Source organism: uncultured Dokdonia sp. (assembly GCF_947492535.1).
Lineage (GTDB): Bacteria > Bacteroidota > Bacteroidia > Flavobacteriales > Flavobacteriaceae > Dokdonia.
In genome coordinates this window covers 362145-378692 of record NZ_CANLNH010000001.1, presented here as the reverse complement: position 1 = coordinate 378692, position 16548 = coordinate 362145, and the positions used below count along the sequence as shown (strand labels likewise).

At 34.6% G+C, this 16548-nt stretch carries 13 protein-coding genes; 5 read left to right on the top strand and 8 right to left on the bottom strand.

Translation table 11 applies throughout. The annotated features are described in order from the left end of the window. The first annotated feature begins 39 nt into the window (after positions 1-39). Complete coding sequence (locus Q1A60_RS01740) at positions 40-681, top strand: response regulator transcription factor (protein ID WP_299763342.1); 642 nt, start codon at positions 40-42, stop codon at positions 679-681. Here the strand turns inward: Q1A60_RS01740 and dnaG are convergent. The 7 genes from dnaG to rsmG form a co-directional block, all read right to left on the bottom strand. Continuing rightward, on the bottom strand, positions 678-2657 hold the full coding sequence (dnaG, locus tag Q1A60_RS01735; RefSeq protein WP_299763340.1) for a DNA primase: 1980 nt from the start codon (positions 2655-2657) through the stop codon (positions 678-680). The genes Q1A60_RS01740 and dnaG overlap by 4 nt on opposite strands. A 112-nt stretch (positions 2658-2769) precedes the next feature. Further along, the gene (locus Q1A60_RS01730) at positions 2770-4011 is read right to left on the bottom strand and encodes a DUF2268 domain-containing putative Zn-dependent protease (RefSeq protein WP_299763338.1); all 1242 of its coding nucleotides are present in this window, start codon (positions 4009-4011) and stop codon (positions 2770-2772) included. A 147-nt stretch (positions 4012-4158) separates the two neighbouring features. After that, entirely contained in the window at positions 4159-5604 is a 1446-nt protein-coding gene (locus tag Q1A60_RS01725) for an aminotransferase class I/II-fold pyridoxal phosphate-dependent enzyme (RefSeq protein ID WP_299763336.1), read from the bottom strand. Between the two features lie 174 nt (positions 5605-5778). Next, complete coding sequence (locus Q1A60_RS01720; RefSeq protein WP_299763334.1) at positions 5779-6822, bottom strand: hypothetical protein; 1044 nt, start codon at positions 6820-6822, stop codon at positions 5779-5781. 75 nt (positions 6823-6897) lie between these two features. Next, entirely contained in the window at positions 6898-7740 is an 843-nt protein-coding gene (locus Q1A60_RS01715; protein WP_299763332.1) for a hypothetical protein, read from the bottom strand. Next, positions 7727-8287 carry an RNA polymerase sigma factor gene (locus tag Q1A60_RS01710; protein ID WP_299763330.1) on the bottom strand — a complete coding sequence of 187 codons (561 nt, stop codon included), beginning with the start codon at positions 8285-8287 and terminating at the stop codon, positions 7727-7729. The genes Q1A60_RS01715 and Q1A60_RS01710 overlap by 14 nt, the downstream gene beginning before the upstream one ends. 149 nt (positions 8288-8436) lie before the next feature. Then, positions 8437-9066 carry a 16S rRNA (guanine(527)-N(7))-methyltransferase RsmG gene (rsmG, locus tag Q1A60_RS01705; protein ID WP_299763328.1) on the bottom strand — a complete coding sequence of 210 codons (630 nt, stop codon included), beginning with the start codon at positions 9064-9066 and terminating at the stop codon, positions 8437-8439. A gap of 192 nt (positions 9067-9258) precedes the next feature. Here rsmG and Q1A60_RS01700 point away from each other — a divergent pair, with 192 nt between their 5' ends. From Q1A60_RS01700 to Q1A60_RS01690, 3 genes are all read left to right on the top strand, one after another. After that, complete coding sequence (locus Q1A60_RS01700) at positions 9259-10359, top strand: acyl-CoA desaturase (protein WP_299763325.1); 1101 nt, start codon at positions 9259-9261, stop codon at positions 10357-10359. 44 nt (positions 10360-10403) lie between these two features. After that, on the top strand, positions 10404-11588 hold the full coding sequence (locus Q1A60_RS01695) for a pyridoxal phosphate-dependent aminotransferase (protein ID WP_299763323.1): 1185 nt from the start codon (positions 10404-10406) through the stop codon (positions 11586-11588). Between the two features lie 174 nt (positions 11589-11762). Beyond that, a complete protein-coding gene (locus Q1A60_RS01690) occupies positions 11763-13547 on the top strand; it encodes a DUF885 domain-containing protein (protein WP_299763321.1) in 1785 nt (594 codons plus the stop codon). Between the two features lie 37 nt (positions 13548-13584). Here the strand turns inward: Q1A60_RS01690 and Q1A60_RS01685 are convergent, their stop codons facing one another. Further along, on the bottom strand, positions 13585-15351 hold the full coding sequence (locus Q1A60_RS01685; protein WP_299763319.1) for a T9SS type A sorting domain-containing protein: 1767 nt from the start codon (positions 15349-15351) through the stop codon (positions 13585-13587). Between the two features lie 35 nt (positions 15352-15386). Here Q1A60_RS01685 and purT point away from each other — a divergent pair, with 35 nt between their 5' ends. After that, positions 15387-16547: a formate-dependent phosphoribosylglycinamide formyltransferase gene (gene purT, locus Q1A60_RS01680; protein ID WP_299763317.1), complete on the top strand. Its 1161-nt coding sequence runs from the start codon at positions 15387-15389 to the stop codon at positions 16545-16547. The last annotated feature ends 1 nt before the right edge of the window (position 16548 follow it).

The window sequence follows — 16548 nt, the reverse complement described above, 5'->3', positions numbered from 1 at the left end:
AAATGACTTGTTCTGTAACATATTGAAACACATATTACCATGGACAAAGTTCTAATTGCGGACCACCACCCTATTACTAGGAAAGGTATTACCTCAATTTTAAACACAGAAGAAAATTACGAAGTCATAAACTCTATAAGTGACGGAAATGATTTATTAAAAGTACTTACAAAAACAGAAGTGGATATTCTAATACTTGAAATAGATATCCCAAATCTCAATAGCATTACAGCTATAAAAGCTATAAAGAGAGAGTTTCCTCATGTAAAAATTCTTGTCTTAAGTTGCCACCCTGAAGAAATGTATGCGCTCAGTGCTATCAAATATGGGGCTGCTGGGTATGTTTCAAAAACAGCTTCTATCCAACGTGTACTAGATGCAGTAAATCAAATTCAACGAGGCGGAATTTATCTCAACGAAGCTCTAAGTAAACGACTTATAAGTGACGGTAACACTACACAAGGTCTTGCTTATAAATACATGAAGCTATCTAGTAGAGAGATTGAAGTACTTAATCTTTTATCAAATGGGAAACGCAATAAGGAAATTGCTGCCAATTTAAATATTAATGAGAAGACAGTAAGTACTTACAAAATGCGTTTGCTTAAAAAACTAGAAGCTCAGAACGTAGCCGAGTTAATCAAGCACGCTCGTTTATTACAAAATACCACAAGTATTTAATTCATTTTAGCAGCAAACACTCTACCTAATTTCTCATGAATTAATTTCTTGAGACTTATGTAATCTCTAATATCACTTAATAGCTCTCTATTATTAGTTGTACTTGATACTTCTGTAGATAAATCATGTATTTTCTTTGCTATCAAATACCCTCTCAAACTAAATACAATTTCTGACACAAATTGCGCAACTGATTTATCTCGTGTCTTTACATACACTTCCCTATCTACCCAACGGTGTAGATCATATTTTTCGTAACTGAGAATAATATTAGAAATTTCGGAAGCTTCTTCGGGTGGCAAATCATTAATAAAAGTTTCAATCCTAAAGTGATCATCTTGATGCAGCTTTTCTATAATTTTTGCATATAGAGATCTAAATAAATCATTTGTAAACGCCACCTCATCATCTTGTAGATCAAGATATATCTTTTCAAATACTTTTGCTTTACTTATAACAGGCTCTAGCTCTAAGGCTCCATCTTCCGTTTCTTTCAACACCAAGTCTTCAAAGTCTTCTTCTTCCTGACCATACACTAACAATGCTTCAATAAGTTTACGTTCCAACTCGTAAAGAACATCTACTTTTTCTATTTGATTAGGCATCTGATCTGGCACTGTAGAAAAAGGCTCCGAAGTAGTCGCTGCTTTCTCCTTTTTTACAGCTTCATTTTTATTCTTTTTTAAAATCTGCGCAAGTGTATCATACAGTACAGACTCAGAAACCTCCATAATACGAGAACATTCTTGCACATAAATCTCTCGTTTTATAGTATCTGGTATTTTAGAAATACTTTCTACCATGTCTCTTACCGTACTTGCCTTTTTAATAGGATCTCCAGCAGCTTCTTCTACCAGAAGGTTTGCCTTATACTGTATAAAATCTTTTGCATTTTCGTTAAAGTATGCAAGAATTTGTTCTTTGGTATGCTTTCGCGAAAAGCTATCAGGATCTTCTCCCTCTGGAAAAGAGCATACCTTTACATTCATTCCTTGTTCAAGGATCAAATCGATACCGCGTATGGCTGCACGTTGTCCTGCTTCATCACCATCAAACAGTACTGTAATATTTTTTGTAAGTCTATTAATTAATCGGATTTGCTCCGGGGTAAGTGCGGTTCCAGAGGAAGACACTACATTTTCGATACCAGATTGATGCATCTGTATTACATCTGTATACCCTTCTACCAAATAACAATTATCTTCTTTTGCAATAGATTGTTTAGCATAATAAATACCATACAACACTTTACTTTTATAATAGATATCACTCTCTGGAGAATTTAGGTATTTTGCTGCTTTTTTAGTAGTTGTCAAAATACGCCCTCCAAATCCTAACACACGACCACTCATAGAATGAATAGGAAACATAACACGTCCTTTAAAACGGTCAAATTGCTTTTCTTCTTTTACAATCGTGAGTCCTGTCTTTTCTAAAAACTCTAATTTATATCCTTTACGTAATGCTTCACTTGTAAAAGCATCCCATTGATCTAAATTGTATCCTAATTGAAATTTCTTAATCGTCTCTGGCGTAAATCCACGTTCTTTAAAATACGTTCCTCCAATGGCTTTCCCTTGTTCTGAGTTAAGTAATGTATTATGATAGTAATCACGTGCATATTCACTTACAACATATAAACTCTCCCTAAGGGTTGCTTGCTCTTTTTGGTCGTCACTTTGCTCGGTCTCTTCTACTTCTATATTGTATTTTTTGGCAAGATACTTTATAGCCTCTGGGTAGGTAAAATGCTCGTGCTCCATTAAGAATGCTACTGAGTTTCCTCCTTTTCCGCTGGAAAAATCTTTCCATATCTGTTTAACCGGAGACACCATAAAACTAGGAGTACGCTCATCAGAAAAAGGACTTAATCCTTTAAAATTACTCCCTGATTTTTTAAGCACCACAAAATCCCCTATCACCTCCTCTACACGAGCAGTTTCAAATACTTTATCTATCGTTTCTTTTGAGATCAATTTAAAAAAGGGTTAGTCTGTAAAAATAGGAAAAAGCTAGATGATACTTTAAAAAATCTATAAGTAAAGAAAAATCTGCTTTCGCGAAAGCGGACCTTTATAAATTTTCACCTTATTCCCACGATACCCAACGTGTAACTTGGTATGTGATTTGGGATTCTTTTTCTGGAAGTACCGTAATTGTTTCATAAGGCTGGATCCCTTTTACAACGCCCACTCCACTCCAACTGCCATTTGTCAAAACAAAACGAGCAGGTGAATGCACTTTTACTTCAAGAACACGTGTATATTCATCTACTTTATTAAACTTTACTTTATTAGGTTGCGCATTCCCTAGCTGAGGTTGATAACCCGAGATATATACCTCATCAGTTATATTAGGTACTTTCACCATAACCTTAATAGGAAATGTCTCCTTACTAACTTTATACTTAAGAATCGTTTTATCTACTTCAGACATGCGGTTTACAATAGCTATAGCATCATCTAAGTATTGGCTTTTAAGCAAAAACCCTTTAGGATCTTTTACATGCATAATATCTTGCATGGCTTTATGCTTATCTGTTTGTTTTTCCCAATAAGCCTCAGTTATCTTGTAGCCTATCCAATATCCTAAATCATTGGGGCGATTATCTTTTCCGCTTGTTGAATATAACCAATCTGTATTGTCATCTCCTTCCATTAGAAGTGCAAATTCTTTTTTGAGCTCATCTTCATGTGCTTCACCATACATAAATGCCTCTAAATTATTTTGCTCACCAGAAGCCAGTTCTGCAATAAAATCTGCACTACCTTCCTTTATTGCCTGTTTAAGTAGATTATCAGGCCCTTCATATTTCTGTTGAAAATGAACCAATTCGTGTGTAACTAATTCTTTTATCCAATCTAGACTAGACAACTTTTCTGCTCCTATTATGATCCCATCATCTGAAACTGTACCTCCACTATTAAAACGACCTACCACAAAATACACTGGTGGAAATTTAACTTCTGGATACCAATATTTAATAGAAGCATAAGCAGCTTGAATTTGTTTTCTTTTTTTTGTTAAATCTTGCAATGAATTTCTTCGATCAAGATATCTTTGCTCATGACGCTTGACCATAGCAAGCAGAGAATCTGCATTTTCAATACGACTTTGAAGAAATCCCTTCACTCCTAAAGTTCCATTTTCTACATACTCCTTAAATGGATTACCTCCTTCTTTTTTCCAGATATCATAAGCTTTCCAAAAGCTATCTACATCTTCAGTTACAAATTGCGCTTGTAATGGATCTCCTGAAAAACGAGATTGGGAATAAACAAAAAATGGGAAGATCATAAAGATCAACAAGAATGGCTTTGTGATTTTCATAATAAAATGGTTTATTTAGTGACCATTTTATTAATGAATTGTTACAGTTTAGATTTTATTTTACCTAGGAATGATTCCGCTTTCGCGAAAGCGCAACACCTTTAAACACCTTGTATTTATTACATAATTTGGTTTTTTAGAAACAGCTTACATTCCAAAATGCGCTATTGTCAAAGTCAAGCACTTTTTTATCATAACGATAGCATTATCTATTGTCGTTATTTTTGTTCTAAAGGAAAGTATAGCCATTCTAATCACAAACTTATCTTCTATTCTCGTGGAACTTAAGAATACACTTCCATCTTGATGCATAAATTCCATTAGTTTTTCATTAAAAGTATTTTCATCTACTCCCTCTACTGGATACCAAAAATAACTTACTGATAAATCTGGTTCAGGTCCTAACTTGAATCCTATGATTTCTAATTGGTTTCTAAAATAGGTTGTCAACAATAATTTTTCATCCAAACAAGCAACAAAAGGTTCTAATCCATGAAGCTGTAGAGGCAACCACAATCTTAATCCTCTAAAATGTTTTGTCAACTCGGGAGATACATCGGCTGGATTAATTTGCATATCCATAATAGCATCTTGCATGTAGTTTGCAGTATAATGGTGGGAGTGAAAAACAGCTTCTTTGTCTTTTATTAAAACAGCACCTAATCCATAAGGAATAAACAAACTTTTATGAGGGTCTATCACTAGGGAATCGGCCATTTCAATTCCTTTAAAGAGTTCTTTTTTCTCATCACAGAGTATAAAAAACCCTCCATATGCTCCATCTATATGATACCACAGATTATGCTGTTTTGCGATATTTCCTATTTCCTCTAAAGGATCTATAGCTCCTGTATCTGTTGTTCCTGCAGAGGCGATGATCATAAAAGGGTGTAATCCATCTTGAAGATCTTGCTCGATTGCCTCACTTAATGTTTTCGAATCTATTTTTGATGAGGTATCAAGTTTTAACAAACGAACCTGAATATCTTCCATCCCTATAATCCGAATTGCTTTATGAATACAATGATGTACCTGAGGACTCATATAGATAACACTCTTGGGTATTCTCTCGTTTTTAACTTGGTGTTTATCTCGAGCAGCAGTTAATGCAATTAAGTTTGCGATAGATCCTCCTGACGTTAAATTACCGATGGCTTCTTTAGGGAAACCAAAGACACTCTTCATCCAATCGAGCAATTCATTTTCTATTGTGACCGCACCTGGCGAACCAAAATACATCCCTGCATATTCGTTTGTAAATGCTGCTAAAAAATCTGCCAGCGCTGCTGTATAAATTCCGCCTCCAGGAATATACCCAAGATGTCCACCGGAGGCTGGCTTAATGCCCTGATCTGCAACTTCACTAGCGTACGATGTTAATAATGTAGTCAATGACTGTTTATTAGCACTCATCTTTAGCTTAGCACTATCCACTTGCCCTTCGCTAAAAGCTGGTTTTGTTTTGAGCGTTTCAATAAACGTATTTGCATACGACTGAACTTCTTGATTGAGAAGGTTTCTCTCTTTTTTAGTAGGTTCTAATTCTTTTGATATATTCTCTAACGCTAGTATCTTATCAATTAATTTCTTCATAACATTTGGTTGCTACTCAAAGATACTTCATATCGCATAATTGATCATTATACAACTTTCCCTATCAATAAGAAATAAACAACTCCTTTTAATTAATTAAAAAATTCCGCTTTCGCGAAAGCGGAACACCTTCACAAAAACGGAATTTATCGAAACAAAGTAGCTTCTTATTGCTTAATCCAAATCAAATCGAAGACCTAATGATATATTTCGCTCATCTACTAGATTGTCTTTAAAGACCGGATTAAGATCATATTTTACATATATTCCTATATTATCATATCCTAAATAACCACTCAAACCATATACAAGGTTATTTGTATTCAAACCTCCACGGCTTTTCTGCTTCACTTTATCACCTTCATCATTATCAAATTTTAATTTTTGTACTGTTCCAATATTGAAACCAGCATACCCTCCAACTCCAATTTTAAATTTATTATGCGTTGAAAAACTTACATCATCACCTTTTTCTTTTCGTCTTGAAGGACCAAATTCAAAATGAACTGGAAATACTAGGTTATCAAATCTTAATTTACTCTTATCTAGGCTTCTATCAAATTCTTGCAATGCAACCATATCTCCGTCTCTTACAAAAAATTGATCATCTTCAGGTTTCAGCCCATTAAATTGGAATGAAAATCCATATTTAACGCGTAGCCAACCACTATTTTCAAAAACACGAGTAGTCCAAGCCCATCCTAATTCTGCAAAACGACTCCCTCCAATTCTATATGGAGAATCATCTAAAGATCTTCCGTCTGCAAGTGTATTATTTAATCCAAAAGCAAAAACAAAATCAGAACGTGTACGTCTATAATGCTCTGGTTTTCTATTTTTTCTTCTATTAACAATATCTTTTAAAACTTCACCATCCCAAACAACATTACTACTCCAAACTCCATTGCGTTCTAATAAAGCAATTTGATTATCGATAACTGCCATTCGGTTTTCTATATTTAAAGCGCGTTTTTCTGCAACTTCTTTTTTAAGCTCTTCTGCTTTTTCCTCAGTTATCTCCCCTTTATCCAGACGATTCATGATAGCTCTCACTTCACGTTTCAGCGCTTTTTTCTCAAGTTCAACAACTTCGTCTTTTCTCGCTTTTAAGACTTCTATTTTCTCCTCAGAAGTTTCCATTTTTACTTTCTGAGCTTGTACATTTTGGGCAAAGAATCCCATGGTCGTCACTAAGACGAATACTATTATTTTTTTCATAATGGTAGTGAATTATGTTTCTTAAAATTATGCGTGATTAAGGCATTTTAAAAAACTTGTTGATGAATTATTTTTCTAATTGTTTCTATTAACGACTGCATCTTTTGCTTTTTCATATCCTTCGGCTATCACTTCGAATATTTTGTTCCTAAAAGATGTTGGTGCTACCTCTGCTTCTACGTCTAGAAGTAAGGCATTTGCATCTACTGTGTTCGTATTTTGATTGAATATTTGTTTACTTACAATCTCTCTTTGCGCATCTTTAAGAAGCGCTTCAATTTCTACATCTGTAACAGATTCTTTATTTCCTACCTGAGCAACTGCTTCTCCTGTATTTTGAGTTATTATTTTCTCAATATCTTTTGGATCTTCTATAGTAGTAGTATTCTGAATCTCTTGTTTTTGAACAGATACAACTACAGTTTCTTGTTTTACACTAGTTGCCTCTTTAGTATTTTGTGCAATTACAGTATCCTTATTGATTCCTAAGGAAGCTGTTTTTATGTTTTTCTTAGTTACACTCTTCGTTTTATCTTTCTGCTTTTCAGCTTCTAATTCTTGAGTTGAAGTCGTTGTTTCTTGTACAACTGCTTCTTCAATTTGTTGCGTCTTTTGATTTTTAATCCCTTGATCTTTTACCGTTTCTTTTGTTGGATCTAAGAATAATGACTCGTTATCAGTATTTACTAATTCTGGTGATGTATCCATTGTATCCATATTTTGAAATACAAACAATGCAATCAGAGCTCCTCCTACAAAACTAGCAGCAATAGACATCCATAATACGCGTCTATTTTTTTTTGCTCCTTGCTCAATGTCAAGTTGTGAGGAAATTTTATCCCAAGCAGCCATTGTTGGCTCTATCGTACGCTCTTCTAAACGCTCCTTCATATTATCTTCTAGCTTAATCGGTGCCATAACTTAATTTATTTTGTGCGTTTAACTTAGACTGTAATAACTTACGTGCTTTAAATAATTGTGATTTTGAAGTACTCTCAGATATCCCTAATGATTTTGCTATTTCCTTATGTTTATACCCTTCTATTGCATACATCACAAAAACAACACGATATCCTTCTGGCAATTCATCTATAAGTTGTTGTATATGAGATACATCCAACTCACTCTTTATATTATTTACACTATCACCTGTTTCAAAATCCCCATCTTCAGAGAAATATAATTTTTTAACAGTTCGCAAATAAGAAATACTCTCTCTTACCATTATTCTTCGAATCCATCCTTCAAAACTTCCTTCTTGTTTAAAACTATGTAAATATGTAAATACTTTTAAAAACCCATTACACATTGCTTCTTCCGCTTGATGAATATCCTTTATATAGTATCTACAAACACTAAGCATTTTAGGTGAATGTAACTCATACAAACGACGCTGCGCAGATCGATCTTGCTTAATCGCTTTTTTAATGAGTTGTTTCTCGTTTGTAAATTGTATGACTTTCATCAATTCTATAAGATGGTTTCTATTTACATAGACGCAACGTTTTTAAAAAAGGTTGCCCAATGTGTAAAAAAAAAGTAAAAAATATTTTATTTAAATATTTAAACTAATGGTTATCAATATTTTAGATTCAGAAGAAAAATAGAAAAAAATTAACCTTTATATTTCATAGGAAGATATACTACTTTTTTTGTTTCAAAAAAGTCTTCTTCGTAATATGATGTAAGGTTATAAATTTGTGCACTTGAGAACTTTGCAAGCTCTTCTGTCAAATCCCCTCCTTTTAAGTATAATAATCCATTTTTAAGTTCGTGTGTACTTTTCTTTTTAATGTGGCTTCGTACCCAACGAACAAACGTTTCCATTTGCGCTACCGCTCTACTTACTATAAAGTCATATTGCCCTGGTACATTTTCTACACGATCATTTGTAGTTTTTACATTCGTAAGTCCCAATCCCAGAACTACCTCATCTACTACTTTGATTTTCTTACCAATACTATCTACAAGATGAAATTGAGTTTCAGGAAACAATATTGCTAATGGGATACCAGGAAATCCCCCTCCAGTTCCTACATCTAAAACGTGAGCCCCTTCTTGAAATTTCATCACTTTTGCAATACCTAAAGAGTGAAGTACATGACGCAAATAGATTTCATCTATATCCTTACGACTTACAACATTTATCTTCAAATTCCAGTCTTTATATAAGTCCTTTAATTTTGAAAATTGTGCTATTTGCTCTTCCGTGAGATTTGGAAAGTATTTTGTAATGATATCCATAAGGTAAAATTCTTTCACAAAAGTACCTAAATTACACGTTAATTTTCACAGAAGACAGGTATGATTCTGGAATATATCGTTATTTTTGTAGTATACGTTTTGAGTTTCCGCTTTTCATAAAGCTACCCCCTTAAAACAATTATAATTATGCCTTGAGAAAGTATTAAACTAAAAGGTACTATTTACTATTATATGGAAACCACTATTAAATTTTCACGCGTAGATTCTGCTAAATTCTTCAGAACATTAAATAAGCGTGTAAACACTTACTTTAAAGATAATAATATAAAACGCACAGGAAACTGGAAATTATACGGCAAAGCTATTGTTATGTTTGCAATGTATTTAACTCCTTATTTCTTATTCTTAACACTCGATATGCCTGGATGGGTCCAATTACTCTTAACCGTAGTTATGGGTATAGGAATGGCTGGTGTAGGAATGAACGTGATGCATGATGGAAATCACGGTTCATTCTCAAGTAAAAAGTGGGTAAATAAACTCATGGGAAGTAGCATTTACATTCTTGCAGGTAATGTATACAATTGGCAAGTACAACACAATGTCTTACATCACACATACACAAATATACACGGTCATGATGAAGACATGGAAGCTGGACGAGTATTGCGTTTTTCAAAGCACGGAAAATGGCATAAACACCACAAATTCCAGCATTACTATTCATTTATTTTGTACGGACTTCTTACAATAAACTGGGTAATTACTGCAGATATCACACAAATGAAAAGATACCTGAAGCGTAAATTATCATATGGGAAATTACAGAGCCCTACTAAACAATGGAGTACACTTGTTATTACAAAACTCATCTATATCAGTATGTGGATTGTAATTCCTTTGGTTGTTTCTGATATCGTATGGTGGAAAGTATTATTAGGATTCTTTATCATGCATTACACTGCTGGGGTAATTCTAAGTTTGATATTTCAATTAGCACATATGGTAGAAGAAGCACATATGCCTTTACCAGATGAAACAGGTACCATGAAAAACACGTGGGCTATACACCAGTTATTCACTACTGTAAACTTCTCTACTAAAAACCGTATTATGAATTGGTTTTCTGGAGGTTTAAATCACCAAGTAGAACATCATATATTCCCACATGTAAGTCACGTACATTATACTAAAATTAGTAAGATTGTAAAAGAAACTGCAAAAGAGTTCAACTTACCGTATTTTGAGTATGAGACTACACGCAAAGCTATTATGGCACATTTCCGTCATTTACGTGAAATGGGAATGCAACCTGTAAAAGTGACTGCATAGCTAAAAGTTTATAATTAGTATCCAATCCATCATATTTTCATAGAATGAGCATACTTTCTAATCGCGTTATCAGCATGGCAACATCTGCCACGCTTGCCATGGCTGCCAAAGCAAGAGAACTTCGCAGCGAAGGAAAAGACATTATAGGATTAAGTCTTGGAGAACCTGACTTTAACACTCCTGATTTTATCAAAGACGCTGCGATACAGGCAATTAATGACAATTATAATTCATACACCCCTGTTGACGGATACGGAGAACTTAAAAGTGCCATTATCACAAAGTTTAAACGTGATAATCACCTTACCTATGACCCAACTCAAATAGTAGTATCTACAGGCGCAAAACAGTCTTTAGCAAATGTTGCTCTTGTTGTATTAAATCCTGGCGATGAGGTCATTTTACCATGTCCATACTGGGTAAGTTATAGTGACATTGTAAAGATAGCAGAAGGTGTTCCTGTAGAAGTTAAAACATCTATTGAAACTGATTTTAAAATGACTCCAGAACAACTGGAAGCTGCAATCACTCCAAAAACAAAGATGTTGTGGTATAGCTCTCCTTGTAACCCTTCTGGATCTGTATATAGTAAAGAAGAATTACGCGCCCTTGCTGATGTACTTGTAAAGTATCCACAAATAACGGTGGTAAGCGATGAAATATATGAGCATATCAACTACGTAGGTGGACATGCAAGCATGGCTCAATTTCCAGATATGTATGACCGTACAGTTACTGTAAATGGCGTATCCAAAGCTTTTGCCATGACGGGATGGCGTATTGGATATATTGGAGCTCCTGCAAAAATAGCTAGAGCTTGTAATAAAATGCAAGGTCAAATTACAAGTGGTGCCAATTGCATCGCTCAACGCGCTGTGATTACCGCATTAGAAGCAGATCCAAGTAAAGTACAATACATGATTGATGAGTTTAAGAATAGGCGTTCACTTATTCTAGACCTTCTTAATGATATTGATGGTTTTACATGCAATGAACCAGATGGTGCTTTTTATGTCTTCCCAGATGTTACTGCATTTTTTGGAAAAACATTCAATGGGGTTACTATCCAAAATGCATCCGATTTTGCGATGTATCTATTAGAACATGCAAATGTTGCAACCGTAACAGGAGAAGCATTTGGTAATCCAAATTCTATTAGAATTTCCTATGCTGCAAGTTCAGACCAAATAAAAGAAGCTATTAAACGTATTAAGGAAGCTGTTGCTTAAATATCTTAGTACGCTTTCGCGAAAGCGTATAATGAAACACATATATTAAAAGCCTTCTTTGTACTAAAGGAGGCTTTTTTATTGGCTAATATGCATATCTTTATTGAGTAATTAAATAAACACTTAATCGCTAAAACAATCTAACTCGTTGTTTTAATTGATACCCTAAACATTATGAAAAAATTAGTTCTTGCGAGCTGTATGATCTTATCATTTATTAGCTGTAAAAATGAGACAACAACATCAGAAACTTCAACAGAAACAACAAGAGTAGCCTTTGGAGATTTTCTTGATACTTATTATGAAGAAGGCCTTAAATTAAACCCTTTAAGCGCTACCATGACTGGAGACAACAGGTATAATGATCAATTTCCTGACGTATTATCTTCTGAGTATAAAGCCAAAATAAAAGAATATTACACTTCTTATAAATCACAACTATCTAAGTATCCTGATGAAGGTTTAACTCCTACAGAACTTTTAAGCAAAGCTGTATTAGAATGGGATTGTGATGTCAATCTTGAATTATTAGGTTACAAAAAAGATTTAATGCCTATTGATCAAATGTGGTCGCCGAATTTAATGTTTGGTCAATTAGCTAGTGGTGCAGGGGCACAACCTTTTAAAACTGTAGAAGATTATAGAAACTGGCAAAAAAGAGTAGATCAATATCTTGTTTGGCTAGACAGTGCTGAAAAGAACATGCGCCAAGGAATGAAAGAAGGATATGTACTTCCAAAATCATTGATCAAGAAAGTGATCCCACAGATGGAATCTCTTGCAACGTCTGATGTCACTTCACATTTATTCTATAAACCTATTACAAATTTCCCTGAAGGTATTTCTGAAGAAGATAAAAAAGCGATTACAGCAGAGTATACTACAATGATTCAAGATAAAGTTGTTCCTGCATATGCAAACATGGCAAAATTCATGGCAAATGAATACATGGAGGCCGGGCGTGAATCTTCTGGATTTAGTGATCTTCCTAATGGGTCTAACTATTATGATTTTGCAATAAAATACTTTACCACCACCACAATGAGTGCTGATGAGATTCATAACTTAGGATTAAGTGAAGTAGCCCGCATTCGATCAGAGATGGAAAAAATTAAAGAGCAAGTAGGTTTTAAAGGAGATCTCAAAGCCTTTTTTGACTATGTACGTACAAGCAAAGAGTTAATGCCTTTTTCTACTCCAGAAGAAGTAATAGCAAACTTTAATAAAATGCACGCCACGATGAAGCCTAAAGTAGACGAGTTATTTAGCCTTCAACCTAAAACACCTTTTGAGGTTAGACGTACAGAAGCTTTTAGAGAAAAATCTGCCAGTGCAGAGTACAATCCTGGTTCATTAGATGGCACACGTCCGGGGATATTTTACACTCCTATTCCTGATGCTTCTAAGTATAATGTATATTCGGATGAGTCTTTGTTCTTACACGAAGCAATTCCGGGTCATCATTTTCAAATTTCGTTGACACAAGAGAGTACTGAGCTTCCTCAGTTTAGAAAAACATTATGGTATAGTGCCTATGGTGAAGGCTGGGCCTTATATACAGAGTCATTAGGAACAGAACTAGGTCTTTACACAGATCCTTATCAACTTTTTGGGATGCTAGGTGCCGAGATGCATCGTGCTGTACGACTTGTTGTAGATACTGGAATTCATACCAAAGGATGGAGTAGAGAAAAAGCAATTACATATTGCTTAGATAATGAAGCAGAAAGTGAAGCGGGAATCACTTCAGAAATTGAACGCTATATGGCAAATCCAGGGCAAGCACTATCCTATAAAATTGGTCAGTTAAAAATACGCGAACTCAGAGCTAAAGCCACAGAAGCTTTAGGTGATGCATTTAACATTAGAGAATTCCACAAAGAAGTATTAGAAACAGGATGTATTCCGCTAGCGCTTCTAGAAAAAAAGATCAATACTTGGATAGCTAGTAAGAAATAAGAGTACGCTTTCGCGAAAGCGCATACAACATTCTTAATTACTTTTTAATAATGCGTCTCACTGTAGACGCATTATTATTTTGGTCTATTATCTTAAGAAAATAAACACCTGATGTAAGTATACTCATATCGATTGCTGTTTCATCTTGAAGTACTATATTTTCATGAATCACCCTTCCTGTCACATCATATAAAACGCCTATAGCTTGCGTAGAATAAGCTTGTACTGTAAGTATATCTCTGGTCGGGTTTGGATATATAGACACCTCTTGTAATACAAGATCATCTACACCTAATGTTGCAGACTTAAAAGCTCCTCCTTCTGGTGTCAAATAAAAGACATCAAAAGGTTGCCCATCATTATTAACCGTTGGATCTTCAAAACCAGAAAGTAACATAAGAATTGCTTGATTTTCTAATCCTAAATCTTCAGAATAAAGACCAAAATTAAAATTAAAACTAAACTCTGAAAGTAAATCACCTCCTATATTCCCACCATAATCACCAATTTCAATAGCAATATCTGATTGACTCGCCCATCTAGAATACGGATATCCATCAACCTCTTCTGAATAGTCTGAAAACGATAGTAATCTTCCTATTTCTAATGGAGAGGTTAGCACTTGTGTTCCTTGAACGTCTAGCGTATGATCAAGCCCAATAGCGCCATGATGCACTAAAATATCTAAATCCAAATCAGATTCTGGAGCTGACGCTTCTAGTTGCGCACCTATATATGTATGTAATCCAAAAGGTTCTACATCAGTATATGTATCAGTATCAAAAATACCATCGATGACCATATAATAGTTTTCTTGATCTATCAAGTCAACAAATGTGTTGATTAATAGATCTCCAGTATTACTATCTACTATATAAATATTTACAATATTATCTGGTCCAAATGGGACATTTAAAAAAGATGTTCCATTTTTATAACTTAGATTATCAGCAACGATCATTTCATCTACATAAACAATTACTTCTGACACAGATGCATCTGGAGAATTATGCACAAATTGGATGTTTGCTGATCTTTGCTCACTTAGTAATACAAAATCACCTCCTTCTGGCGTTAGGTACCAAGCATTAAAAGGTTCTCCATCATTATTGCTCTCTGGATCTCTGAACCCAGATAATAACATAATAATTGCTTGATTTTCCAATCCTAAATTCTCACTAGCCAAAGGAAAGCTATATGGAAAATAAAAAAAGTCTGGCACAGAATAAGATGTTCGTGCAACACAAGCAATATCTTCATTACTCGCCCAAGTTGAGTATCCTGAGTATTCAGAAAAAGATACTGGACTACCAAACCCAACTGGAGCTGCTAGAATCTGACATCCTTCAACTATTAATGTCGTATCAAAACCTAGACTTCCATTATGAACCATTACATCTAAATCAAAATAAGGTTCTGGATTTATAGATTCAAGTCGAGCCCCTTCATATATATACATATCAAAAGGTTCTGCATCTTCATAACCCCCAGCATCATAAATACCATCAATAACCACATAATAATTCTCTTGATCTATTAACATATGTTCACGAGATACTAAAACATCGTTTTCATCTGTAGATCTTGTAATTACAATCTGTGTTTGATCTCCATTAAATGGGATATCTAAAAAAGCAGATCCTGTTTTAAAATTCAGATTATCTATTATTAGATTTCCATCTATATATACATCAACTTCTTCTATAGAAATATCAGGAGCATTGTGGATAAATTGTATTTTAGCGGTCTGACTATATCCTAGTTGGATACAACTAATGAATAGTACTAGTAGTTTTAATTTCATAGGATTAAATATCAATTAGTTAAATATACAATAATATGGCTAAAATCCTCCTTTTAGGTTCTGGAGAACTTGGTAAAGAATTTGTAATTGCAGCACAACGCTTGGGGCAAACCGTTATCGCAGTAGATAGTTACGAAAATGCACCTGCCATGCAAGTCGCTCATACGGCAGAAGTAATTAACATGCTAAATGGAGATGCTCTAGATAGCCTTGTTGAAAAATACCAACCTGATTATATTGTACCAGAAATTGAAGCTATACGCACAGAACGTTTTTACGAATATGAAAAACAAGGATATACCGTAATCCCTAGTGCAAAAGCTGCAAATTACACCATGAATCGTAAATCTATACGCGATCTTGCTGCTAAAGAACTAGGACTAAAAACGGCTAAGTATAAATACGCCGCTTCCGCGAAAGAGTTATCTGAAGCTGTTAAAGAAATAGGAATGCCTTGCGTAGTAAAACCACTTATGTCTTCAAGTGGGAAAGGGCAATCTACTATCAAAACTGAAAATGACATCCAAAAAGCTTGGGATTACTCCCAAGAAGGATCTCGTGGAGATGTTGCTGAAGTTATCGTAGAAGGGTTTGTAAATTTTAATTATGAAATTACATTACTTACAGTTACGCAAAGAGAAGGTACAACACTATTCTGTCCACCTATAGGACATAGGCAAGAGAGAGGAGATTATCAAGAAAGTTGGCAACCAGCTATCATGTTATCTGAACACCTACAGACAGCACAAGAAATGGCAGAAAAAGTAACAGATGCTTTAGGAGGTGCTGGTATTTGGGGAGTTGAATTTTTCATAGCAGATGATGGGGTTTATTTTTCTGAGCTTTCGCCAAGACCTCACGATACAGGAATGGTTACTTTAGGAAATACGCAAAACTTCAATGAATTTGAATTACACCTCCGTGCTGTTTTAGGACTTCCTATCGCTGAAATTACACAAGAACGTATCGGTGCTAGCGCTGTTATTCTTGCTAGTGACCATTCTGACAATCCAAGTTTTAAAGGTATTGAAACAATAGCCAATGCAAAAAAGTCTGATTTCAGATTATTTGGCAAACCAACTTCCAGACCTTATAGACGTATGGGTGTTGTCGTTACGTATGATTCAAAAGATGGTGATATCATAAAAGTTACTGAAAGAGCAAAAGAATTAGCTGCTAAAGTTCAAGTAGTATAAT

Excerpts from the sequence above, each read along its gene's own strand:
- Q1A60_RS01690 (WP_299763321.1), top strand. The coding sequence starts at position 11,763 with ATGAAAAAATTAGTTCTTGCGAGCTGTATGATCTTATCATTTATTAGC.
- Q1A60_RS01730 (WP_299763338.1), bottom strand. The coding sequence starts at position 4,011 with ATGAAAATCACAAAGCCATTCTTGTTGATCTTTATGATCTTCCCATTT.
- rsmG (WP_299763328.1), bottom strand. The coding sequence starts at position 9,066 with ATGGATATCATTACAAAATACTTTCCAAATCTCACGGAAGAGCAAATA.
- Q1A60_RS01720 (WP_299763334.1), bottom strand. The coding sequence starts at position 6,822 with ATGAAAAAAATAATAGTATTCGTCTTAGTGACGACCATGGGATTCTTT.
- Q1A60_RS01685 (WP_299763319.1), bottom strand. The coding sequence starts at position 15,351 with ATGAAATTAAAACTACTAGTACTATTCATTAGTTGTATCCAACTAGGA.
- Q1A60_RS01710 (WP_299763330.1), bottom strand. The coding sequence starts at position 8,287 with ATGAAAGTCATACAATTTACAAACGAGAAACAACTCATTAAAAAAGCG.
- Q1A60_RS01725 (WP_299763336.1), bottom strand. The coding sequence starts at position 5,604 with ATGAAGAAATTAATTGATAAGATACTAGCGTTAGAGAATATATCAAAA.
- Q1A60_RS01700 (WP_299763325.1), top strand. The coding sequence starts at position 9,259 with ATGGAAACCACTATTAAATTTTCACGCGTAGATTCTGCTAAATTCTTC.
- Q1A60_RS01740 (WP_299763342.1), top strand. The coding sequence starts at position 40 with ATGGACAAAGTTCTAATTGCGGACCACCACCCTATTACTAGGAAAGGT.
- Q1A60_RS01715 (WP_299763332.1), bottom strand. The coding sequence starts at position 7,740 with ATGGCACCGATTAAGCTAGAAGATAATATGAAGGAGCGTTTAGAAGAG.
- Q1A60_RS01695 (WP_299763323.1), top strand. The coding sequence starts at position 10,404 with ATGAGCATACTTTCTAATCGCGTTATCAGCATGGCAACATCTGCCACG.
- purT (WP_299763317.1), top strand. The coding sequence starts at position 15,387 with ATGGCTAAAATCCTCCTTTTAGGTTCTGGAGAACTTGGTAAAGAATTT.